The sequence below is a fragment of the Pedobacter anseongensis genome (assembly GCF_037482965.1).
In the GTDB taxonomy this organism is placed as follows: domain Bacteria; phylum Bacteroidota; class Bacteroidia; order Sphingobacteriales; family Sphingobacteriaceae; genus Pedobacter; species Pedobacter anseongensis.
The window spans coordinates 41,222-62,559 of sequence record NZ_JBBHKB010000003.1; the positions used below are offsets into that span (position 1 = coordinate 41,222).

At 36.1% G+C, this 21,338-nt stretch carries 22 protein-coding genes; 7 read left to right on the top strand and 15 right to left on the bottom strand.

Annotation, left to right across the window (positions count from 1 at the left end; translation table 11 throughout):
- Positions 1-3: 3 nt before the first annotated feature.
- The 11 genes from WG904_RS11020 to WG904_RS11070 all read right to left on the bottom strand — a co-directional run bounded on the left by WG904_RS11020 (position 4) and on the right by WG904_RS11070 (position 11,587).
- The gene (locus WG904_RS11020) at positions 4-492 is read right to left on the bottom strand and encodes a MepB family protein (RefSeq protein ID WP_339579370.1); all 489 of its coding nucleotides are present in this window, start codon (positions 490-492) and stop codon (positions 4-6) included.
- 15 nt (positions 493-507) lie between these two features.
- Positions 508-1,008, bottom strand: a complete 501-nt coding sequence (locus WG904_RS11025) for a SixA phosphatase family protein (protein WP_339579371.1) — start codon at positions 1,006-1,008, stop codon at positions 508-510.
- The gene (locus tag WG904_RS11030) at positions 1,001-2,035 is read right to left on the bottom strand and encodes a glycosyltransferase family 9 protein (RefSeq protein ID WP_339579372.1); all 1,035 of its coding nucleotides are present in this window, start codon (positions 2,033-2,035) and stop codon (positions 1,001-1,003) included. The genes WG904_RS11025 and WG904_RS11030 overlap by 8 nt, the downstream gene beginning before the upstream one ends.
- Positions 2,035-2,640 (bottom strand): DUF4254 domain-containing protein, encoded by a 606-nt coding sequence (locus tag WG904_RS11035; RefSeq protein ID WP_339579373.1) that lies wholly within the window; start codon positions 2,638-2,640, stop codon positions 2,035-2,037. Before WG904_RS11035 ends, WG904_RS11030 begins: the two co-directional genes overlap by 1 nt.
- Positions 2,641-2,665: 25 nt before the next feature.
- Positions 2,666-4,339 carry a helix-hairpin-helix domain-containing protein gene (locus tag WG904_RS11040; RefSeq protein WP_339579374.1) on the bottom strand — a complete coding sequence of 558 codons (1,674 nt, stop codon included), beginning with the start codon at positions 4,337-4,339 and terminating at the stop codon, positions 2,666-2,668.
- A 41-nt stretch (positions 4,340-4,380) separates the two neighbouring features.
- Entirely contained in the window at positions 4,381-5,754 is a 1,374-nt protein-coding gene (mgtE, locus tag WG904_RS11045) for a magnesium transporter (RefSeq protein WP_339579375.1), read from the bottom strand.
- A 96-nt stretch (positions 5,755-5,850) separates the two neighbouring features.
- Positions 5,851-7,122: an NAD(P)/FAD-dependent oxidoreductase gene (locus tag WG904_RS11050; RefSeq protein WP_339579376.1), complete on the bottom strand. Its 1,272-nt coding sequence runs from the start codon at positions 7,120-7,122 to the stop codon at positions 5,851-5,853.
- 3 nt (positions 7,123-7,125) lie between these two features.
- Positions 7,126-8,124: a 4-hydroxyproline epimerase gene (locus WG904_RS11055; protein ID WP_339579377.1), complete on the bottom strand. Its 999-nt coding sequence runs from the start codon at positions 8,122-8,124 to the stop codon at positions 7,126-7,128.
- Positions 8,125-9,609, bottom strand: coding sequence for an aldehyde dehydrogenase (NADP(+)) (locus WG904_RS11060; RefSeq protein ID WP_339579378.1), 1,485 nt, complete (start codon positions 9,607-9,609; stop codon positions 8,125-8,127).
- 142 nt (positions 9,610-9,751) lie between these two features.
- Positions 9,752-10,672 (bottom strand): dihydrodipicolinate synthase family protein, encoded by a 921-nt coding sequence (locus WG904_RS11065; protein ID WP_339579379.1) that lies wholly within the window; start codon positions 10,670-10,672, stop codon positions 9,752-9,754.
- Positions 10,673-10,708: 36 nt separating this feature from the next.
- Positions 10,709-11,587, bottom strand: coding sequence for an AraC family transcriptional regulator (locus WG904_RS11070; protein ID WP_339579380.1), 879 nt, complete (start codon positions 11,585-11,587; stop codon positions 10,709-10,711).
- 224 nt (positions 11,588-11,811) lie between these two features.
- Between WG904_RS11070 and WG904_RS11075 the strand changes: the two genes are divergently transcribed.
- Positions 11,812-13,236, top strand: coding sequence for an MATE family efflux transporter (locus tag WG904_RS11075; RefSeq protein WP_339579381.1), 1,425 nt, complete (start codon positions 11,812-11,814; stop codon positions 13,234-13,236).
- Between the two features lie 61 nt (positions 13,237-13,297).
- Here WG904_RS11075 and WG904_RS11080 read toward each other — a convergent pair whose 3' ends face one another.
- Genes WG904_RS11080 through WG904_RS11090 form a run of 3 tightly spaced genes read right to left on the bottom strand, consistent with a single transcriptional unit; the run spans position 13,298 to position 15,987 of the window.
- The gene (locus WG904_RS11080) at positions 13,298-13,933 is read right to left on the bottom strand and encodes a hypothetical protein (protein WP_339579382.1); all 636 of its coding nucleotides are present in this window, start codon (positions 13,931-13,933) and stop codon (positions 13,298-13,300) included.
- Positions 13,934-13,944: 11 nt separating this feature from the next.
- Positions 13,945-15,531 (bottom strand): hypothetical protein, encoded by a 1,587-nt coding sequence (locus WG904_RS11085; protein ID WP_339579383.1) that lies wholly within the window; start codon positions 15,529-15,531, stop codon positions 13,945-13,947.
- A gap of 24 nt (positions 15,532-15,555) precedes the next feature.
- Positions 15,556-15,987 (bottom strand): ORF6N domain-containing protein, encoded by a 432-nt coding sequence (locus WG904_RS11090; protein ID WP_339579996.1) that lies wholly within the window; start codon positions 15,985-15,987, stop codon positions 15,556-15,558.
- Between the two features lie 324 nt (positions 15,988-16,311).
- On the opposite strand from WG904_RS11090, the gene WG904_RS11095 reads away from it, so the two are divergent.
- From WG904_RS11095 to WG904_RS11120, 6 genes are all read left to right on the top strand, one after another.
- The gene (locus WG904_RS11095; protein ID WP_339579384.1) at positions 16,312-17,661 is read left to right on the top strand and encodes a phage integrase SAM-like domain-containing protein; all 1,350 of its coding nucleotides are present in this window, start codon (positions 16,312-16,314) and stop codon (positions 17,659-17,661) included.
- 2 nt (positions 17,662-17,663) lie between these two features.
- Positions 17,664-18,533, top strand: coding sequence for a hypothetical protein (locus tag WG904_RS11100; RefSeq protein WP_339579385.1), 870 nt, complete (start codon positions 17,664-17,666; stop codon positions 18,531-18,533).
- Between the two features lie 177 nt (positions 18,534-18,710).
- The gene (locus WG904_RS11105) at positions 18,711-19,001 is read left to right on the top strand and encodes a helix-turn-helix domain-containing protein (protein ID WP_339579386.1); all 291 of its coding nucleotides are present in this window, start codon (positions 18,711-18,713) and stop codon (positions 18,999-19,001) included.
- Complete coding sequence (locus WG904_RS11110; protein ID WP_339579387.1) at positions 18,994-19,275, top strand: hypothetical protein; 282 nt, start codon at positions 18,994-18,996, stop codon at positions 19,273-19,275. Before WG904_RS11105 ends, WG904_RS11110 begins: the two co-directional genes overlap by 8 nt.
- A gap of 5 nt (positions 19,276-19,280) precedes the next feature.
- Positions 19,281-20,096, top strand: a complete 816-nt coding sequence (locus WG904_RS11115; protein ID WP_339579388.1) for a hypothetical protein — start codon at positions 19,281-19,283, stop codon at positions 20,094-20,096.
- A 151-nt stretch (positions 20,097-20,247) separates the two neighbouring features.
- Positions 20,248-20,403 (top strand): hypothetical protein, encoded by a 156-nt coding sequence (locus tag WG904_RS11120; RefSeq protein ID WP_339579389.1) that lies wholly within the window; start codon positions 20,248-20,250, stop codon positions 20,401-20,403.
- A 445-nt stretch (positions 20,404-20,848) separates the two neighbouring features.
- On the opposite strand, the gene WG904_RS11125 is transcribed toward WG904_RS11120, so the two are convergent.
- Positions 20,849-21,286 (bottom strand): hypothetical protein, encoded by a 438-nt coding sequence (locus WG904_RS11125; protein WP_339579390.1) that lies wholly within the window; start codon positions 21,284-21,286, stop codon positions 20,849-20,851.
- Positions 21,287-21,338 lie beyond the last annotated feature (52 nt).

Consider the following 21,338-nt stretch of genomic DNA (forward strand, 5'->3'; position numbering starts at 1 on the left):
TAACTACAAGCATAACTGCTTTACTCTTTCTATTGAAAATTCAGAAGATTCAATGAAATAGGCAGATTGCCATTTTTGCGTTTTTTGCGCTTGCTTATTCATCGTTACATCCCAAGTTGGGTAAACTCTGATCCCTCTTTTACCCTGTTTTAGATCGGTAGTGATTATTCCTCTTTCGATTAAAATTGATTTCGGAAAAATAAATTGACCAAATAAATTTACATTTCTGGTGCTGATAATCACTAGATCAAAATCATCACCACTATGGAAAGGAGCAGTTTGGCCGCTTTCGTTTCTTTTCCAAACGGTAACAAATTGACCAATTTTAAGAGGTGTAATTTTTGCAGATCTGTGAATAACTGATTTCCCGTTTAACTTAAATGTACAAGAATCATATTCAATACTTTCTTTTTCGAATTTTAGTGCAGAAAAATCAAAATCACATTTATGGTAAATTAATTCTTTAGCTAAGGATAGGTTGCTAATGCTCATCCAATGTTTGTTAAATTAATCTTCCCCACTTTTGGGATAATCGAATAATAAAACTTTAGCGGTACTGCTGCTTACCAAATGCCAATCGTTGAAAGAAAATTCGAGCATCACAATACTACAGGTTGGCATATTGTAAATATTCACCTCACTTAAATAATTAGCGAAGTCGGTGAGGCCGGGATTATGTCCGAATAAAGCGATGGTATTAAAACGATTATCGAATTGATGAACTACATTTAGTAAATTTTTCAAAGTCGCCTCATAAATAGTTTTATCCGTTTGGATGTTATTTTCATCTATTTCCCATTCTTTTGAAAAATATTTTGCAGTTGTTAATGCTCTTAAAGCTGGACTGCTGATAACTAGATCGGGATAAATATTTTGATTCACCATTCGCTTTCCCATTTCTGGTGCATTGGCATATCCTCTTTTATTTAAGGGTCGATCGAAATCTCGAACACTTGGGTTTCCCCAATCTGATTTTGCATGACGTATGAGTAGCAATCGTTTAGCCATTCGTTATCCTTTCTCTTATCTTTTGAACTATTACATTTGGGTTAATTCTATCAATACAAGGTATCGTTCCACATAAACATGGTTTATTTCCATAAATAGAAGTAGGCCTTGAAGGGTGCTCTATTTGAAGGCAATTATCCAAGCTTTGTCCATATCCTAAAAAACCTGCAAAAGGATGAGTTGGACCCCATAAAGAAATTACTGGAACACCCATTAAAGATGCCATGTGCATACCTGACGAATCCATACTCAGCATTAAATCTAAGTGACTAATTAGTGCTAATTCTTCTGTTAAAGTAAAGCTACCAATTAAATTTTTAACATTCGTAAATTGAACTTCCCAGTTTTCAGCAATATTTTGCTCTTCAGCACCTCCCCCAAAAATAAAAATCTGATAGTTTAAAGCATTAAGTTCGGTAATTACACTTTCCATTTTGGCTAAAGAATACATTTTGTAAATATGTTGTGCAAATGGAGAAATGCCAATTCGTTTTTTTGTTTGATCATTAAAATAGGCTAATGCATTGTTTGGTATCTCTTTTTCGTTCTTTTTTAAACGATGATTTAACTTTAAGTTAAATCCAAGTAATCTAAATACATCAGCATATCGTTCAACGGTTAATTTAAGTGGTTTTAATATTTTATTAGTCTGTCTAGTTAATTTTCGTTTTTCAGCTCTTCCCTTTTCAATACGTTTAATTTCCGTTCCTACTATTCGAAAAAAAGTAGAGATTAACCTACTTCTCAAATTATCGTGTAAATCGGCAATGGCAATCGGCTTATAGGCTAATAACTCCTTAAAAAGTTGAAAAGCGCCAAAAAAGCCTTTATGAAGCGTTTTTGGATGAATGGCGTGAAAAGTTAAATTTTGGATGTCGTTAAAGAAAGGCTTGAAGGCTGCTCTGCTAACCATAACCAACTCGGCATCTTGATTTTGGGCAGAAAACTCTTGCAATACTGAAGCCACCATAGCTACATCGCCCATGGCCGAAAAACGTAAAATAATGATTTTACCTTTTTGAGGCATTATTTATGTTGATTATAAAGGATCGGATTTAAACTTGGATCGTTGTACATTTTCATCTGTTTATAAACTTTCATGTATTTTTTACCCGCTTCAATATCTGTTAAAAGCTCGTCGATACTGGTCGACAAATCGGTTCTTTGCATCAAAAGTATATCCAACTTAGCATTACATTGCAGGCGATGCTCTTGCGTAGCCGTAAGTCTTTCGGCCTCTTCTTGCATATGATAAATTTTTAGGGCTAAAATAGAAAGCCTGTCGATTGCCCAAGCTGGACTTTCGGTATTAATTGTTGCGTTGGGTAGTGGAATACTATTTTTATATTGATTTAATAAATAACTATCAATAAATTCGACCATATCTGTACGCACTTGATTTTGGGCATCAATTCTTCTTTTCCAACTTAACCCTTCAGCAGGCTCAATTTCTGGATTTCGAACCACATCTTCCATGTGCCATTGTGCGGTATCGATCCAGTTTTTTTGATAAAGTAGATGTGATAAACTATCTTTTTCGTAAGGATTTGCTATGGGTTGATCGATCTGGTCGAACCGGTGGTAGTCGCTTATGGCTTGATTAAAAATTTTATTTGCGAGTTCACTGATCATAGGTCAAAGGTATTAAATTGTTGTGTTACTTACGAGAGTTAAAATACGCTATAATCTCGTGGAGGTTAAAAGAGTTTAAGTTCTTATCTGCCGTAAGCCCTCCTTTTCTAGCGGCGAGTACCCCAAAATGCATATCGTAAAAGCCCTCTCTGCGGTGCGCATCTGGATTAATAGATAGCATCACCCCTTTTTCTAGCGCATAGCGATGCCATCTCCAATCTAAATCTAAACGTAAAGGATTGGCGTTAATCTCGATAACTACCCCATTTTCTGCACACGCATCAATTACTTTTTTATAATCGATTGGATAGCCCGCTCTACTAAGCAGTAATCGACCTGTGGGGTGACCTAAAATTGTGGTGTAGGGATTTTCAATGGCCCTTATTAATCTTGAAGTTGCTTTTTCTTCGTCCATTCTAAGAGGACTATGGATAGATGCCACTACAAAATCAAACGTTTTCAGTACTTCTTCACTGTAATCTAAAGAACCATCATTTAAAATATCGCTTTCTATACCTTTAAAAATTCTAAACGGAGCCAATTTCTTATTTAAAGCATCTATTTCTTGATGTTGACTATATATTCTTTGTTCATCTAGTCCTTTCGCATAAAAAGCAGATTTACTATGATCGCAAATCCCTAAATATTCTAAATGTAAGGTGTCTTTACAAAAAAGTGCCATTTCTTCTAAGGTATTTACACCATCGCTCCATGTAGAGTGATTATGTAAACTTCCTTTTAAATCGGCAAATGTGATTAATTTAGGTAAACTATGTTTTGAAGCAAGTTCTATTTCATTTAATCCTTCACGCAATTCGGGCTCAATATAAGTTAAACCCGCTTCAAGATAAATGGCTTCCTCATTAGAAAAGGATGTGTTTGTGATCTTTTTTAATACTTCATTTACATGATGCTCATTACCCGTTTCTTTAAACCAGGTTAAATAAAAGTGTGTTTTCGGAACAATTTTTAATTTTATTTTCAACCCCACTGCGGTGACAGCAGAAAAATGATCTTGTGCAGTTTCTTCAAAAGAGACCGCTTCAAATTCAGATAAATTTGTTGAAACGGACGTATTATCCGTTCCAATAATAAATTGGACTTCATCGATTATCTCACAACAACGCCTAAATTGTCCGCCGATGCTTAAAAGAGAACCTTCGGCTACTTGATTTAACCAAACTGATAAACCTGAAAACAAGCTATTGATAAGCTGTTCTACATGAGCATACAAAAATCGGCCATTTGCGGCCATTTTAAACTCAATTACCTTTTTTATTTCTTCCTGTGTTTTTAAGCCAAAGCCTTTTGCTTCGATTAAACGATTCTCGTTACAAGCATAATATAACTCGCCAACAGTATCAATTTTTAACTCGTGCCATATTACCGATATTTTTTTGGGCCCAATTCCCTTTATTCCAAGCATTTCTACGATTCCCGCAGGCGTACGTGCTTCTAAATCATTAAGTTCTTTTATCCTCCCCGTTTCGAGCAACTCTATGATCTTAGAAGAAATACTTTTTCCAATCCCATCTATTTTCTCTATCTCTTCAATTGGCTTTCCGGTTAAAGTAAATGGCAATTTATCAAGTTTAAAGGAAGCATTAGCAATCGATTTAATCTTAAATGGATTTTCTTCATGCAATTCCATCAATTGCGCTAGCAGTTTAAAAGTTTTGGCGATGGTTTTATTATCCATGTTATTTGTTCATTGGTTCATTAGTTATTGGTTCATTTACCTTAGAGTAAAACACCCTTTAAAAATAGTAAAGCAAATGAAAAATAGATAATTAATCCCGTTACATCAACCAGTGTTGCTACAAAAGGGGTTGATGACGCCGCAGGATCGGCCCCTAATTTTTTAAGCAGTAAAGGTAACATCGAGCCCATTAATGTTCCCCAAAGCACCACACCAATAAGCGAACAACCTACAACGAGGCCAATTAAAACATAATGTATGCTAAAATCGGGTGCAATTAAATGCCAGCTACCAATTACACTAAAACTTAATAGACATAGTGTAACACCTAAAAATATACCAGAAAAGATTTCTCTGCGCATAACATTCCACCAATCTTTTACGGTAACCTCACCGAGTGCCATGGCCTGGATAATTAATGTTGCAGCCTGCGATCCGCTGTTTCCTCCACTCGAAATAATCAGTGGAATAAACGTAGCAAGAATAACTACTTTGGCAATTTCATGCTCAAACTTCGACATCGCCATAATGGTAAGCAATTCTCCAAAAAACAATACGATTAACCAAACAACGCGTTTTTTATACAATTCAAAAACAGGAACATCAAGATAAGGTTCGTCTAAGGCCTGCGTTCCTCCAATTTTATGAATGTCTTCGGTATATTCTTCATGGGCAATCCACAAAATATCATCAACAGTTACAATGCCTAAAAGAATGTTAAAATCATCAACTACAGGTAAAGCTACACGATTATTCATCCTAAACACCTGAATTGCTTCTTCTTGAGGGGCGTTTACCTTTAAGGCAATAAGTCTATTATCGGTTAATTCCCCTATTTTTACTTCAGGATCTGCTAGTAGAATTTCACGTATCCGAATGTCGTCTAATAAAATGCCATCTTTATCGATTACATAGATTACATCAATGGTTTCCGAATTTTTCCCATACCTACGGATATGAGATAAAACACGATTTACGGTCCAATCGATTTTAACGGCTATAAAATCAGGTGTCATTAATCTCCCTACACTATCTTCCTCGTAACCCAAAAGATGTAAGGCTTCTATCCGATCGTTATCGTTTAAGAGAATAAGCAATCGTTTTACGGCATCGCCTTTGAGTTCGCCCAATAATGCCGTTCTATCGTCGGGCGGTAATTGCCTAATGAGTTCCGTAAGTTTATTGCTCTGTAGTTTTTTGATTATTTTCTCTTGGGTAGGAAAATCCAATATTCGAAAAACATTTACAGCTCGTTTTATGGATAAGGTTTCGATAAACTTAACGGCGTATTGAGGAAGTTCGTCTATTAAGTGTTCAACATCAGAAATGTTGAGGTCGTTCAAATAAGATTTTAACTGCTTATCATTATCCTTTTCTACTAAATGCAATACTTTATCTGCCAGTAGTTCTTCCATATTCAACTCATTTTTTAGCTCATCTTATGCATTCACCTAGATTGCAAAAGTGGCTTTTCTTTTTTAAAAAGCCAATTAAAATTAGAGTTAATATTTTTAATCAAATCTACCGGCCGCGTACATCTCAATTGGGGTAGATAACGCAGTACCTAACGCTAATTCCGAAACCAATTTTCCCGTTGCAGGGGCTAAACTTACCCCCATCATTCCATGGCCACCCGCCACAATTAAGTTTGAAATTTTGTTACTATATCCAATGTACGGTAATCCATCTGGCGAACAAGGTCTAAATCCATACCAGATGTCTTTAAGTTGAGGAACGCTTATGTTAAAATCGGGATAATACGCTGGAATTGAATTTACAATTCCTTCTACCCTGTTCATGTTAATACGATGGTTAATGGGTGCTATTTCCATCGTTCCACCAAACCTAATTTTTCCATTCATTGGCGTTACCGCCACCCTTGCTTCTAATAATAAAGACGGGTGATGAATTTTATTCGCTTTTGGATCGACCATAAACGAGTACCCTTTTCCTGGCATTACAGGAATAGTTAAACCAGCTTTTTTTGCTAGCGCTGGCAACCATGCTCCGCCTGTCATCACAACCAAATCCGCTTCAAATTGCTTACTTTCAGTGTGAATGGTACTTATTGTACCGTTCGTTGTAGCGAAACGGTTTACTTTGCAGTTTGTAATTACTTCGCCGCCATTATTTTTAATATATGAAATGAGTTGTTTTACCAAATCATTGGGTGATAAATGCGAATCACATCGATAATGAACAGCCCCCAAAATGTCGAGTTTGGTATCTGGCTCTAAAGATTGGGTTTCGTGAGCAGTTAAAACAGCTACATCAAGGCCTAGTTCTTGTGCCTTTTTTGCAACATGAATCTCTTCTTCGCCTGTTGCCTCGCTTTTATATAGCATTAATATTCCCTTTTTTTCTAGGCCGAAATTTAATTCAGGTGCTAAAGCCAGCTCCTCATAAAGTTGTTTACTGAGTACATGTAAATCGCGCAAAGGCTGTGCAGATTGTTCTAAATGTTTTGCATTAGCATGTTGCCAAAATTTTAATCCCCACGAAATTAGTGCTGGGTGTAAAGATGGCTTTACATAAAACGGACTTTTACTGCTGAACATCCATTTTATACCCTTGCTAATCATGCCAGGTGCTGCTAAAGGAATAAAATGACTTGGCACAATCATCCCAGCATTACCCGATGAGCAATTATCGCTTAAATCCCCTTGTTCTAATAAGGTTACTTTAAAACCTGCCTTTAACAGGTAATATGCCGAACATAGACCGATAATACCAGCGCCGATGATTACAACATTTCCTTTTTTTGATGTATTTGCTAATGACATAATTTATATTACTTGAAATCCATGGGCATAAGGGTCATTATCATCAATAAAAATGGTATTATAGCCTGTAACCATAGCCCAGCCTTCTATACCCGGTACAATGGCTGGTTTCCCATTAATTTCAGTTTCTGCCTCTATGGTACCAATAAATTGGGAGCCGATAATACTTTCATGTACAAAGCGATCGCCTTTTTTTAGTTTACCTTTCGCATGCCACTGTGCCATCCGAGCAGATGTACCCGTACCACATGGCGAACGGTCTATGGCTTTATCGCCATAAAAAACAGCATTTCTAGCCGTTGCTTCTGGAGAAATCGTTTTACCTGCCCATAAAAAGTGGCTTAACCCATTAATATTTAGATCTTCTGGGTGAATAAAGGTGTACTTTTCATTCATCAGCTTTCTACACGTTCTGCTCCAGCTAATTAATTGATCGGCAGTATAATTTTCTAACCCTTTAAAATTAGTTTGTGGATCTACAATGGCATAAAAATTACCACCATAAGCAACATCAACCGTAATTTCGCCTAAATCTGGGCAGTTTACCGTTAACCCTTCAGCCGCTAAAAAAGATTTGATATTGATTAGCTTAACGGATTTTACCTTTGGGCCCTCTTGTTTATATTCTACTAACACTAGTCCTGCAGGGGTTTCCAACCTCAATTTCCCAGGAACTTTAGGAATTACTAATCCTTCTTCAATGGCAATGGTTACCGTTCCGATTGTTCCATGTCCGCACATTGGTAAGCAGCCACTTGTTTCGATGTACAACACACCAATATCGTTGGCGGCATCTATAGGCGGGTATAATATGCTCCCGCTCATCATATCATGACCTCTTGGTTCGAACATCAATCCTTTTCGAATCCAATCGTATTCGGCTAAAAAATGCAGGCGGCGTTCCATCATACTATTTCCGTTCAATAATGGTCCGCCCCCAGCTACTACACGAACGGGATTACCACACGTGTGTGCGTCTATACAGGTAAATGTTTTTTTCATTTATATAATGCTATCTTTCGTAAACACATTATTCACCGTTCTAAGAACTTGAAGCGGATTGGCGTTTTTGAGTTCATCTGGAAGAAATTCATCGTCGCAATTCTGATAACAAAAAGGTCGTGCAAAGCGCTTAATTCCATCGGCACCTACTGAAGTGAATCGACTATCGGTACTCGCCGGAAATGGTCCGCCATGATGCATTGATAAACATACCTCAACACCAGTTGGCACATTGTTAAAAATCAATCTACCGCATTTTTCTTGAAGTTCGCTAAGCAAGTTTTCGTGCGATTTTATGTCTTTAGCAGATGCCATTAGCGTAGTGGTTAGTTGCCCCTCGAGTGCTTTTGCTACGCTTAGTAGCTCCTCTTCATTATCGCATTGAATAACTAAAGAATAAGGACCGAATACTTCTTGATGTAAAACTGGATTCTTTAAAAACGTGCTACCCGTAGCAGTTGCTACCGTGATTTGGCCTTGGCCGTTTGTTGGTTTAGCGCTAGATGACGCAATTATTTTTACCCCAGACTGTTTTAGTGCGATTTCTCGTTTTTGTTGGTAGGTATCTGCAATGCCTTGGTGCAACATCGCCGCTGGCACTAAGACGTCTATTTCTTTTTGTAAATGATGGATAAACGTATTTAACGATTCGCTATCCACAGCTATGATTAAACCGGGGTTGGTACAAAATTGGCCCATCCCTAAGGTTATCGATCCAGCTAATTGTTTTGCTAATGATTCGTTTTCAGCAGCTAATTTTTCTGGCAAAATAAATACTGGATTAACGCTACCCATTTCTGCAAAAACGGGGATGGGTTCCTTACGCTGATTTGCCCAATCGAAAAGTGCTTTTCCGCCGCTAAATGAGCCGGTAAACCCAATTGCCTTTACGTGAGGATGCTTTGCTAAATATTCGCCTGTTTTAAAACTAGACCCGTGAATATGTGAAAAAATCCCATCAGGCATGTTGCATTTTTTAGCAGCGGTAGAAATTGCTGCGGCCATTAAGGTCGATGTTTTTAAGTGTGCAGGATGGGCTTTAACAATTACAGGGCATCCTGCCCCAAAGGCGCAAGCCGTATCGCCTCCGGCTGTAGAATAGGCAAATGGGAAATTACTAGCACCAAACACCACTACAGGACCTAGAGGTATACACGTTTTTCGTGTGTCGGGTTTTGGTGGTACACGTTCGGCATTGGCGGTATCTATACTTACATTTAACCAATTTCCTGTCTCAGTAGCATCAGCATAACTATTTAATTGAAATATCGTTCTCGCTCTTTCACCATTTAATCGAGCAACCGGTAAATTGGTTTCACTTGCAGCAGTAGTTATCAATTCGTCGCCCAATGCATCAATTTCCATGGCAATGGTGCGCATAAAATTGGCTCGTTGTTTTAGACTGTATTTTTTATAGGCATGAAAAGCATCGACCGCTTTTGCTAATACTTTGTCGATTTCTTGCGGTGTTGAGTCTTTTATCATTTAATGGTATTTTAGTTGGTTCATTTTTTGGTTGCTTTGTGGCAAATGGTCGATATCAAATGGCTAAAGGCTTAATTGCCTAGCCTATCGATTAAAGATAATTTTTTAAGAATCCAGGCTATTCACTATGGATCTTTAGCTATCAGCCCAAATTTAAGTAATCAGGCAATGCAGGTCGGTTAGCAATACCATCGTCGATAATTTTAAGAATTTTTTCACGTTCTTCCCCTTTTATAGTTAAACGAGGTGCTCTCACGTATTCAGAGCCTATGCCTGTTGCAGTAGCAGCCAATTTAATATACTGCACTAATTTAGGATGAATATCTAGTTCTAACAAGGGCATAAACCACCTATATATAGCAAGTGCTTCATCATATCGTTTCGCTTTTACCAATCTGTACATGGCCACGGTTTCTGCCGGAAAGGCATCCACTAAACCCGCTACTAAACCATTAGCACCCAGCATCAAACTTTCTAAGCAAATGGTATCTACACCGCCTAAAATCTTGAACCGGTCGCCAAATCGATTAATCATATTGGTTATGTTCGCCAAATCCCTTGTGCTTTCTTTTACGGCTTGGATGTTTTTATAGGGTAGTAAGTGTTCGAACATAGCAATACTTACTTTAATTCCATAATCCACAGGGTTGTTGTAAATCAAAATTGGAAGAGTTGTTGCAGAAGCCACCGCTTGAAAATAAGTAACTACCTCTTCATCATCCGCCTTGTATTTTAAAGGAGGTAATAACATTAACCCATCGGCCCCTAATTTTTCGGCTTCCTTTGCCATTTCTACAGCTACTTTTGTGCTTTGTTCGGCAACGTTGATAATGACTGGGATTTTTCCGTTTACTGTTTTTACACAATAGCTTAAAAATTCACTTTTTTCTTCCCTAGTTAGTGTACTGGCTTCTCCTAATGATCCACCGATAATAATTCCATCTACTCCTGCTGCAATTTGTACATCTAAGTTTTTCTGAAATAACGGGTAGTCTATTTCATCATTTTCTGTAAAGGGTGTTAAAAGTGCTGGATAAATTCCCTGCCATGCGACATTCTTCATGATATATATAATTTTAGTTTATTTTCTTATACTTTATTAACCTACACTTTTAAAATAACTTTCTAAGTAATTTTTTGGTGCTACTTTCATCACCGTCTTAAATACCCTGTTAAAATTGGTTAGGCTATTAAAACCACAATTATAAGCTACTACAGATATGTTTTCGTAATTACCACTGGTTAATTTCTTACACGCTTCGTTCACCCTAATTTCGTTTAAAAAAGACACAAAGGTTTGACGGGTGTGTTTCTTAAAATAGCGACAAAATGCCTGCGGTGTCATGTGGGCTTCTTCGGCAACTTCTTCGAGCATTACATTCCTGTTGTAATGCTGCATTAAAAAATTATAGATGTGCCCAATTCTAATCCCCTCACTCTCAGAAAAAAATGCAGGCCCGTTGGCTACTAACATTTGGGAGGTGTTTTGCAATTGTGCTAAAGCATCTAATAACTCCAAAAAATGGATCATTAAATACTGGTTCTTAGCATATTGTACACTCAGCATTTTTTGTATGACGAAATCCATTTGTTCGGATGGAAGTTTTACCCCACCTTTTGCAAAGTTTAAGTACGTTTTAATAAGCTGCATTTCTGGAAGTTCTAAAAACGATTGTAGCTTGCCATTTGGATTAAAGAATATCATTAAGGCATTGATTTTTAGGCCATTTCTTTCTTCAAAATATTCTGGGTTACTTTTAAATAGATGGGGTTGATTTGCCCCTATCAAAAAAATATCGTTTTTATGGAATGAGTGCATTTGATTATCCACCAGCAATGTACCCTCCCCCTCTTTTATCCAAATTAATTGCGCTTCTTTATGGCGATGTAAATAGGGATAAAAATAAGGCATTACATCTTCCTGAACAATAACTGCTCTGTCGTCTGCTACCGGAATTGTAAACTGTAAAACCTTCATTTGATAACAATATTAACTTAAAAACTTGAATTTCGAATAATTTAGGTTAAAATAGGGTTAATAATAGCTAAAAAAATTCTCCTACCTTTGAAACATTAAAATCGTTGAGACCATGATAACCTTATCAGTCCTCCCTGTACAAAAGTAACAAAGGACAATTCTTTTTAACAAATAATTGATGCATCTCCATTGCATCTCATGGCTTATATTTTATATTTTTTTAAATGTCACAATCTCTTAAGACTAAACGTGGTCTTTCTACTTATATACAACTAATTTCACAAGCTTTAAAAGGCGAGGAAACCGATTATACCACTATCAGTATTCGTAAAGCAATTGTACTCCTTGCTATCCCGATGATGCTGGAAATGATGATGGAATCTGTTTTTGCTTTGGTAGACCTCTACTTTGTGGGTCACTTACCAAATAGCAGTAATGCCATCCAAACCGTTGGTTTAACTGAATCGGTTTTAACCATAATTTATTCGTTAGCTATTGGAATGAGCATGGCTGCAACCGCAGTAGTTGCGCGTCGCATCGGCGAAAAAAATCCTGAGGCTGCTGCTAAGGCGGGTATGCAAACCATTGTAATTTCGATGTTGGTAAACGTAATCATCAGCCTAACCGGATTATTTTACGCTAAAGATATCTTGTTGTTGATGGGAGCAACTGAAGAAACTGCCGTGCAAGGCACAAATTTTGTTCGCATTATGATGGGTGGAAGCATGATCATTATGCTTTTATTTTTGATTAATGGAATTTTTAGAGGAGCTGGAAATGCTGCAATTGCCATGAAGAGTTTATGGATTGCCAATATTGCAAATATTATTCTTTGTCCACTGTTTATTCGGGGTCTTGGCCCAATTCCTGCATTTGGCTTAACAGGCGCTGCTATTGCAACAACTATCGGTCGCGGTTTGGGTGTGAGCTATCAGGTATATCATTTGGTAAAAGGCAATGGTGCGCTAAAAGTTAGGTTAAGCTATTTTACTCCAGATTGGGAACAAATCAAAGCGATTATTAAAATTGCAGCGCCTGGGATTTTACAATTTGTAATTGCTTCGTGCAGTTGGATTTTTCTAGCGCAACTTGTAGCTACTACAGGGGGCGATCATGGCTCTGCAGGCTATCAAACGGCTTTACGTTTAATGATGTTCTTTTTGCTCCCTGCTTGGGGTTTAAGTAATGCCGCTGCCACACTAGTGGGACAAAACTTAGGGGCAAAGCAAATCGATAGGGCCGAGAAATCGGTATTTGTAACGATGAAATATACAGTCATATTTATGGCTACCGTTACGGTGCTGTTTTTAACTTGCGGACCGTATTTTGCATCTTTCTTTACTACCGACCAACAAATTAAAGTGGTAGCAGTAGAAGCGTTACGTACACTAAGCTATGGCTTTGTGTTGTATGGTGTAGGGATGGTATTAATTAGTGCGTTTAATGGTGCTGGGGATACATGGACGCCAACAAAAATTAATGTAATAGCTTTTTGGCTATTCCAAATTCCTTTTGCTTACTTTTTAGCCAAATATTTAGACTTGGGGCCAACAGGCGTTTTTTGGGCTATTCCGGTAGCCGAAGTTGGGATTACAATTGCTGCTTACTTTTTGTTTAAAAAAGGAAAGTGGAAGAAGGTTGAGGTTTAATTTAGGCGCCTTTTAAAAATGCGCGAAAACGTAAGTATTTCGCGCATTTTTAACTTGATTTCTATAATTCCATGGCCCTTAACATTTGAGGAGAAGTGCTATTAGCCTGAATACCCAAAATTTTATCGACGGTAAGGTTCGGCAAAATCTTTTCGAATGCTTCAATATTTTTTAATCCCCTCGGATCGTTAGCAAAGTTCGCTTTTTCCAAATTCAAAAATTCTAGAGTTTTTTTCTTGCCTTCAAGAAGGTTATGAAGTACCGCTAGATTACACAACAAAGTAGAAGATGGTTTTAATTTATAGGTATTTTGACCAAAATTTAAAGCTTTTTTATACATTTGTCGTGCTTCGCTTAAGTTTCCTGTTTTTTGCAGTAGTGCTCCTTTAGCCGTTAATAGCTCTAAAACCGGTTTAACTTTCAAAGCTGAATTCGTTACCTCAATTGCAGATTCATATTCTTTTAACGCGATGAGGTTGTTTAACTTGTTTGTGTAGGGCATCAAATTTGTTGGATCGATTCTTATCGCACTATCAAGGATTAAGTTCGCTTGTTTTAACTTTTTGTTGCGATCACCTAGTTCACGACTTACTTTTATTGCTTTATTATTTAGCGAAATCGATTTTTGGCGAACACTAGATTGCGCTTCACAGGGTAAATTTAGAGCTAATAGTATAAAAAATAAGATTGCTTTCATTTTAGTTGCTTTTAATGAACTTTTACATCCTTGAACATAAAAATATTATCACTCACTCTTAACTTTTTTCCACTGGCAGTGGTAATATTCTTCAGTTTAACTTTACTTTTTCTTACATATGGAAACCTTTCCTCATACGTGTCATCTTTCATTTCGGGATTAAAATTAGCAAAAATGGTTGGCCCTTGATAGTTAGCTGGAGGATTGGCATCTTCAATTCGGAGATTTTCTATGATAATTTTTTCTGGCAAGTAGCAGGTATAGCCAAAATTATGTTGACTTGAATTAGCCCCTCCTATTAAAGGAGCGCTAATAGATTTACCACCTGCCGGAACGAAAATACAATTTCGAATTACCAATTTTCCTTGCCAAGTACTGCCATAATCGGAGCGTAGGTTCACAAAACTTCGTCCACGAATAGTAGAATTTTCGATTGTTAAGAGTCCACTTCCAATGGCATTAATTCCCATGTGGCCGAGAGTTGAATTACGTATGGTAGCATTAGCCACCCCCTGGTGTGCATCAAACCTTGAAAGTGTACAACCCTCATAAAGCAGATTTTTACAAAAGTTTGAGCCTAAAATGCCCCAATATTTCGTGTCATTAATATCATTCGTCTGACTGCAGTTTACGAAAGAGATGTTGAGTGCACGATTTACAGATAGATCATAAGTGCCCATTGAAACAGGTTTACCTGCAGCACCAATGGTACCATAGGTAAGGTGCCCGGTTAGGATGGTATTCTTTACCATTACATAAGCGCATTCACCTATATTAATGAATCCTCCATAAGGTGCTCCGTGGTCGCCTTCACCTTTGATAAGGTGCTGCAAGCCATCAACCAATACATTAGATCTTCTGATTGCGATGTTACGGTTAAAATAAGTATATTTTGATTCAACTTTGTTGGCAATTGTTGTAAAAATACCACCCGATATTTTCAGCAGTTTCTCATCAATAGGCAGTGCGGTCATATCCGTGATATTTTCGAAATCCCAGATGATGGGTGCCTTGCTATCCACGTTACCTCTTTTATCTACCAAAAATATATCCGTTTGCGATGAGCCATTATTTTGGTTTAATCCGAAGCGGATGTATTGTTTTACATTTGAGTTTGTAACCGTAATTAAGCATGAACTAGGTAAATGCACGTCGATTTTTTCTTGGTTTTTCTTAATCGAAGCTATTGTATTCAGTTTAAATGGTTTTAAGGTTGAACTCACTATAAAAACAGGCGCATTGCGGTTTTCTACATCGGTATCATCAATAATAAAGTTAGCTGTACCGAAATCAGTATCCGTCTGGATAAATGCTGTGTGTTCCTTGCCTCCAATATAATAGGTGGCTTCATTATCTGCTTTAACAGAAAGGCCATGTTCGTTGGCGAATGCATGGGTTGCGACTATAGCATCTATATCGTCTGTTTTTCCATCCCCTTTGGCACCGAAGTCGCTGTAGTGAACAAAGCCAGCAGCTTTAAATTTTAAAACGTCACTTTCAGTTTTAACTACATTTTGTGCTTGTAATAGCAATACATTGGTTAAAAGAACGAAAATAGTGAGTGTACACTTCATCGCACGAGTTAGTTTAGTCATCATTAATTTAAGTATCTACAAGATTGCTTAGCTGTTATTTAACGATTTAAGATATACAAAAATGAGTAGAGTACAAAGTATTTGTACAGGTAGCAAATGGCAATTCCCATACTTGCTCATTTGAATGCTCATTAATTCTTCATTCACAAATTTGGGAAGAAAATTATACTCATTGTAAACGAATAAACCTTTTTGTGCTATTATTCTTCTATTATTTTTAGGGTTGAATAAATACTGAAATTCATCATAAAAGTCAATTAAACAAACTCTAAACTTGTTTATAGATTCTAAAGGTAGATTAAATATATTATCCAAGTCTAACATAGCAACTCCCTGTTCAGTAAATGCATAGGGTAATTGCCAAGCCCCTCCCCAACTTGATATCACAATTTGTGATTTCAAGTTTGACCACTCTTGTTCGCTAAGCTGAAACATAAAATCTTCGGGAAAACGTTTTATATGATCTCATTCTATAGGCATCACCAACAGGATGAAAATTGATGTATATTTTGGACGCCCTAGAATCAAAAAAGCCTGCTATCTTACGATTTGCAGGCTTTTTGTTGGTTTTGACACCATTTTCTTGGCGGAGAGTGGGGGACTTGAATGTATTATATCTAGTTGTTATGAAACGTAACCAAAATGCGTTTCAAATACATTTAAAAGCAATTAAATTAAAACGAGGTAACTACAATTACATCCTATTAACAATAAATTTGCTACCTAATTTGCTACCTATTATTCAAAAAGCTATATTTGATTAGATTTTAATTTATAGCGACAATGATTGAAACAATAGGAACGGTACGTTTTAACCTGCGTATTGATAAAACTTTAAAAGACGGCAAAGCCCCAGTAGAATTAATTTATTCTATCTCACAGCAAAGAAAATACTACAATACCGGTATTAAGCTTTATCCGGAGTATTGGGATGTTAAAAACCAATCTGCATTTTATATTCCGTTAAGAGAAGCTAAGAAGTTATTCCCACAGCTTAATCCTATAAATCTATTCACAGAATTAGAGATTACCGAAATAAATAAGAGCCTTTTGAGCGTGGTTAATTCTATTGATACAATAGAAAAGTCTTATCAAATTAATAAAACTGCCTTTACTTCTGAAATGGTAATTAATACTTTAAAGGGTGCTAATGGTGGTGTTACTAAAAAAGCGGAGCAATCGAATTATCTCTTTGACTTTATGGATCAGTACATCAATGATCATGAGGCAACACGAGAAGCCGGAAGTCTTACTGTTTATAAATCGGTTAAAAATCATTTGAAAGCCTATCAGGAAGCCACTCGACATAAGGTTACTTTTGAAACCATCGATTACTCATTTTTCAATAAATTACAAACATTCCTTATCAATAGAGTTAAAACGGATAAAGCAGGTAACGAAAGCCCCATGCTTAACAACACTACTATAGCAAAGGCGTTAAGTACATTAAAAACATTTTTAAGTTATGCACGTAGGCAAGGTATAAAGGTTAATGAAAGCTATCGGGATTTTACCATTAAAAAAGAAAAACTAGAAGTTATTGCCTTAGAGCAGTCCGAATTAAATTCCATTTTGGACTTAAATCTAGAAGGTAATAATCGCTTAGATAAAGCAAGAGATATATTTGTTTTCAGTTGCGCAACCGGATTACGTTATTCAGACGTGGCCCAATTAAAATGGGAGCATATTAAAAACAATATAATAACCCTTACAGTCAAGAAAACTAAGACCGAGTTAACTATACCTCTAAACTCTATATCCGCAGCAATACTTTCTAAATACAAAAATCAACATAAACCATTGCCAACTATAAGCAATCAAAATTTAAACTATAACATAAAGGATCTATGTAAGCTCGCAGGTATTACCTCCCCTATTGAAATAGTAAGATTTAACGGAAAAAAACGGAATGTAGTAGTTTATCCTAAATACGAGTTAATTCACTTCCATACTGGCCGTAAAACGTTTGTAACACTCTCATTGGAGAAAGGCATGAGCGCTGAAGAAGTGATGGAGATTAGCGGTCATAGCGACTACCGCAGCTTCAAACGGTATGTTAAGGTAACAGAGAAGCGTAAAACCGTAGTAATGCGAAAAGCATGGGGAGAAGTTAGCAATCTAAAGGTTGTTTAGCTATGAACATACTAGATATAGCAGGAGCTGATTTAAAGATTAATCAGTTATATCTTTCGTGTCCATTTTACAAAATGGATGTTATCATTGCCTCTACCGAATGGAAAATAATAGACCTTGATAAATTTAAAAACAACTCGTTATTAGCTATTAATGCGTATTTCGAAGATGTAAGGGACTTTATCAAAAAAACACCATTTGAAGATAAAGCAGAAGTGTTCTTAGACGAAATGGTTTGCAAGCTAACCAACGAGCAAAACCTTATATTAAGAATGTTCCAAGAATATACGGAAGGTTTTATTAACCAAAAAGATTTACCGCATGGCTACTTCCTAAATGCAGAAAATAGATTAGTAAATGCTGCGGGTACGCCTTTGATAAATGAAGAAGATGAGATATTAGCGGACTATTCTGATCAAGCTTTTAAACCTGCGATCCTTACAATTTCTTATTTATACGGTATTTTAGTGGGAGCATTTGAGCGGGTAAAATTAGAGTTATATCAAAGCATAGAATCACCTGTTAACACCACCGATTTAAATGGCACTCAGTCGTTTTTTTTTGAGTATAACAAATTAACCCCGATTTATACCATGTGCATTAATGAAGAGATTATTAATGAAAACTATAGACTTACTGATTTTATAAATTGTTTTGATACAAATAACCAGGCAAATGTTTATCCGATATTTAATGCTCGTAAGAAAGTAATGTTTGTTTATATTTTAGGTGAAATTAAACGAATAAGTAACATTACAAACTTTGATAAGTTGGTAAAAAACAACTTAGGCATTGGTAATTACTACGAAACAATCCGAAGCGCAAAACCTAGTTTACGATTTAAGAACCTAGTTTCGGGCGTACTGAAATAACTTTGATTGCCTTACAGAAAGGGTACTGTACGTTACTGTATAAAATATTTTAAACGACTAGTATAAATCACTAATAGACAACCACTTAAAATACGTATTTAAAAATCCTACTGTACGAATTACTGTATAATACCGCATTGATGTTTGTAATGTTTGCAACAATGCAGACACCATATTATGCAAATACAAATAATTAGTACGTATGATGAAATGCAGAGTGCATTTAGTGAAATGTTCGCCGAAGCGGTTAAATTGCTCCCAGCTAAGGAAACAGCCGCAGCACCTTATATTGTTAGCGGGGACGAACTAAAAACACAATTGGGTGTTACCATTCAAACTGTTATTAGATGGAGAAAAAAGGGTAAAATACCTTTCCTGCAATTAGGATCATCTATACGGTATGATTTAAATGAAGTAGTGAAAGCTTTAGAAGTAAATTCTAAAAGGAAAGGGCTTAAAAATGCATAATACAAATTTAAGCCCTCAAAGATCTTTAACTGCCGGCAAGCATAACAAAGATACCGAGAATAGGGCTATTTTCAAAGCCTTAATTCAGGAAGAAAGACCTTTATCCCGTAGGGAATTATCAGACATAACCGGATTTGAAATTGCCACATTGTGTAGGGCATTGTTTAATTTAACTAATGTAGGCTCAACACTCAAAATAACCTCCATTAAACCTTGTAATACAACTGGCCGAATGGTTTACCACTACTATTTTAATGTGTCGCCAAAACAATAGTTAAAATGAGCACGGACAATTTAAATATTCAAGAAAGAAATGGATATAATTTTCAAAACGCCTGGTTTAATTTCGCTGAAACAAATGCAGATGTAAAACCCATACATACAGCATTATATTTATTTTATGTTCACTCAAACAACATAATTGGCTGGAAGATTATTGAGTTTGGCGCACCGATACAATACGCTATGGAGGTTTTAGGAATTGCAAATAGAAACACCTTTAAAGCAGCGTTTAACGATCTTGTTAAATGGGGTTTTGTGGAGTTGGTTAGTGCGAGTATAAATCAGCATAACGCCCGTAGGATTAAATTATGCTTGTTCAAAAATGAACAAGCAAAAATGAACAAGCACCGAAGCAACCAACAATCCAAGCAAAGTACAAACAGTGAACCCATAACTAAACTATTAAATAATAAAATAGTTAAAAAAGAAAATGAAGTAGAAGAAGATTTTGAATTAATTGATTTTCAAGATACAGATGAGTATAACGCTGCGGTGACTTTTTTAAAAAAACACTTGATATTCGAAAATGCTAAAAAGGATTACGGTATGAGTGATGCACAGTTGCTTAAACTGTATGAAAAATTTTACAGCCAAAAACGAAGTTTTAATGAACTAAAAAATAAAACTCCAGATGAATTTGTTAAGAACTTTTACTATTGGATACCAAAGAACATGAAGGCTTATAATCCGGACAATATTAAAAAACCTGCAATTAGAACGGTGGATAGCAACGCCATTAGTAGGCAAGCTTTGACTAGCTCAATAAAATCTATGCTTTTGGGTAACGAACCTAAATCATTTGGTAAGCTATAAACTAATCTATGGCCGATAAGCACTACAGTTTATATAATGGCAACTGATCGAGGAATATCATTGTAGAGATTTTATTTCAGCTTATAGAAGCTAATATGAGGTGAAAATAGATTACATTTATTATCAGCATATAATCATTAATTTAAAAATTATGAAAAAATTTAAGTACAACGGACAAGGCACACTATCATTTAGCCATTTAGGTAGTGATTACAGTATATCTAGTGGATTAGTTCACACCTTACCAATGGAAAGCGACTTAGTTATTGCCTTAGTAGCTCAGGATCTACTGACCGAAGTTAAGTAGGCTTCTTAACCAGGCTAAAAACTTTTGGGTCCTCCGGTGGTGTTTACACTGCGGGGGTGATAATCCCCAAACTCTTGCACGTGTGTGTATTTTTGTAAGTCCGAACTAAGTCCGAATTATAAGTCCGAATTTGTTCCGAACTGCTCAGGCAAAAATATTACCCCATTATGTTAAAAACGCATATTTTCAAACTTTTCTTATTTGGAAAATTTGGCCTTATTTATTGCTTCTTTTCTGTTATAGAAGAACACTGTACTTATAGACACTTTGTTTGTAAGTCCAGTTTAGCGCTAACGAAAATTAGGCTAATTTTACTTTAGCAAACAAACAAATGTGCCTTGGTCGGCCACATTTGAATGATGAGTGGTTGTTCACAAATTGTTTGCTAAAGTCTTTCAGAAATGGAAGGCTTTTTTTATTTCAGAAGCAAATGGGTTGCCTTCTATCAATCAGCTTCTTTTTTAGGCTGCTCCGTGACTAAGGCTGTAATTAAGAAAAGATAGAAAATATAAAACAGATAATTTATTTTCACGGGTATCCATCCAAAGTAAGTGACTTTAGTATTGTTGATCACAAATATTTTATGCGCCATTTCACCAGTGGTCAAAAATTGAATATATTCATCATGAGAGATATTTACAACTGCATTCTTATTATTTGGGAAGCTTATAGTATAAGTCCTATTTAGATATAATGCTAAATGTATTAAGAGAACTATGAAGAGCAGCTTTAATACAATTATTTTCGATAAAACCGCTGACGTTAGGTTGTCTAAGGAACTCATATCTTTTGGTTTTTGATTAAAATAAATTAAAAAAAGCTGCGGCAAATAATTACCCCAGCTTTTAGATTTTATCCTAATAGCGACAAAAGGACTAAACAAATATACCATTAATTTTTGGAGGTAAAAAGGAATAAACTTTACTCATTATCGA

Bases quoted from the DNA above. Each gene is read 5' to 3' on its own strand.
- mgtE (WP_339579375.1), bottom strand. From the start codon at position 5,754: ATGGAAGAACTACTGGCAGATAAAGTATTGCATTTAGTAGAAAAGGAT.
- WG904_RS11070 (WP_339579380.1), bottom strand. From the start codon at position 11,587: ATGAAGGTTTTACAGTTTACAATTCCGGTAGCAGACGACAGAGCAGTT.
- WG904_RS11060 (WP_339579378.1), bottom strand. From the start codon at position 9,609: ATGATAAAAGACTCAACACCGCAAGAAATCGACAAAGTATTAGCAAAA.
- WG904_RS11025 (WP_339579371.1), bottom strand. From the start codon at position 1,008: ATGGCTAAACGATTGCTACTCATACGTCATGCAAAATCAGATTGGGGA.
- WG904_RS11115 (WP_339579388.1), top strand. From the start codon at position 19,281: ATGAGCACGGACAATTTAAATATTCAAGAAAGAAATGGATATAATTTT.
- WG904_RS11100 (WP_339579385.1), top strand. From the start codon at position 17,664: ATGAACATACTAGATATAGCAGGAGCTGATTTAAAGATTAATCAGTTA.
- WG904_RS11065 (WP_339579379.1), bottom strand. From the start codon at position 10,672: ATGAAGAATGTCGCATGGCAGGGAATTTATCCAGCACTTTTAACACCC.
- WG904_RS11020 (WP_339579370.1), bottom strand. From the start codon at position 492: ATGAGCATTAGCAACCTATCCTTAGCTAAAGAATTAATTTACCATAAA.
- WG904_RS11110 (WP_339579387.1), top strand. From the start codon at position 18,994: ATGCATAATACAAATTTAAGCCCTCAAAGATCTTTAACTGCCGGCAAG.
- WG904_RS11050 (WP_339579376.1), bottom strand. From the start codon at position 7,122: ATGTCATTAGCAAATACATCAAAAAAAGGAAATGTTGTAATCATCGGC.
- WG904_RS11035 (WP_339579373.1), bottom strand. From the start codon at position 2,640: ATGATCAGTGAACTCGCAAATAAAATTTTTAATCAAGCCATAAGCGAC.
- WG904_RS11030 (WP_339579372.1), bottom strand. From the start codon at position 2,035: ATGCCTCAAAAAGGTAAAATCATTATTTTACGTTTTTCGGCCATGGGC.
- WG904_RS11095 (WP_339579384.1), top strand. From the start codon at position 16,312: ATGATTGAAACAATAGGAACGGTACGTTTTAACCTGCGTATTGATAAA.
- WG904_RS11080 (WP_339579382.1), bottom strand. From the start codon at position 13,933: ATGAAAGCAATCTTATTTTTTATACTATTAGCTCTAAATTTACCCTGT.
- WG904_RS11075 (WP_339579381.1), top strand. From the start codon at position 11,812: ATGTCACAATCTCTTAAGACTAAACGTGGTCTTTCTACTTATATACAA.
- WG904_RS11040 (WP_339579374.1), bottom strand. From the start codon at position 4,339: ATGGATAATAAAACCATCGCCAAAACTTTTAAACTGCTAGCGCAATTG.
- WG904_RS11085 (WP_339579383.1), bottom strand. From the start codon at position 15,531: ATGATGACTAAACTAACTCGTGCGATGAAGTGTACACTCACTATTTTC.
- WG904_RS11055 (WP_339579377.1), bottom strand. From the start codon at position 8,124: ATGAAAAAAACATTTACCTGTATAGACGCACACACGTGTGGTAATCCC.
- WG904_RS11120 (WP_339579389.1), top strand. From the start codon at position 20,248: ATGAAAAAATTTAAGTACAACGGACAAGGCACACTATCATTTAGCCAT.
- WG904_RS11105 (WP_339579386.1), top strand. From the start codon at position 18,711: ATGCAAATACAAATAATTAGTACGTATGATGAAATGCAGAGTGCATTT.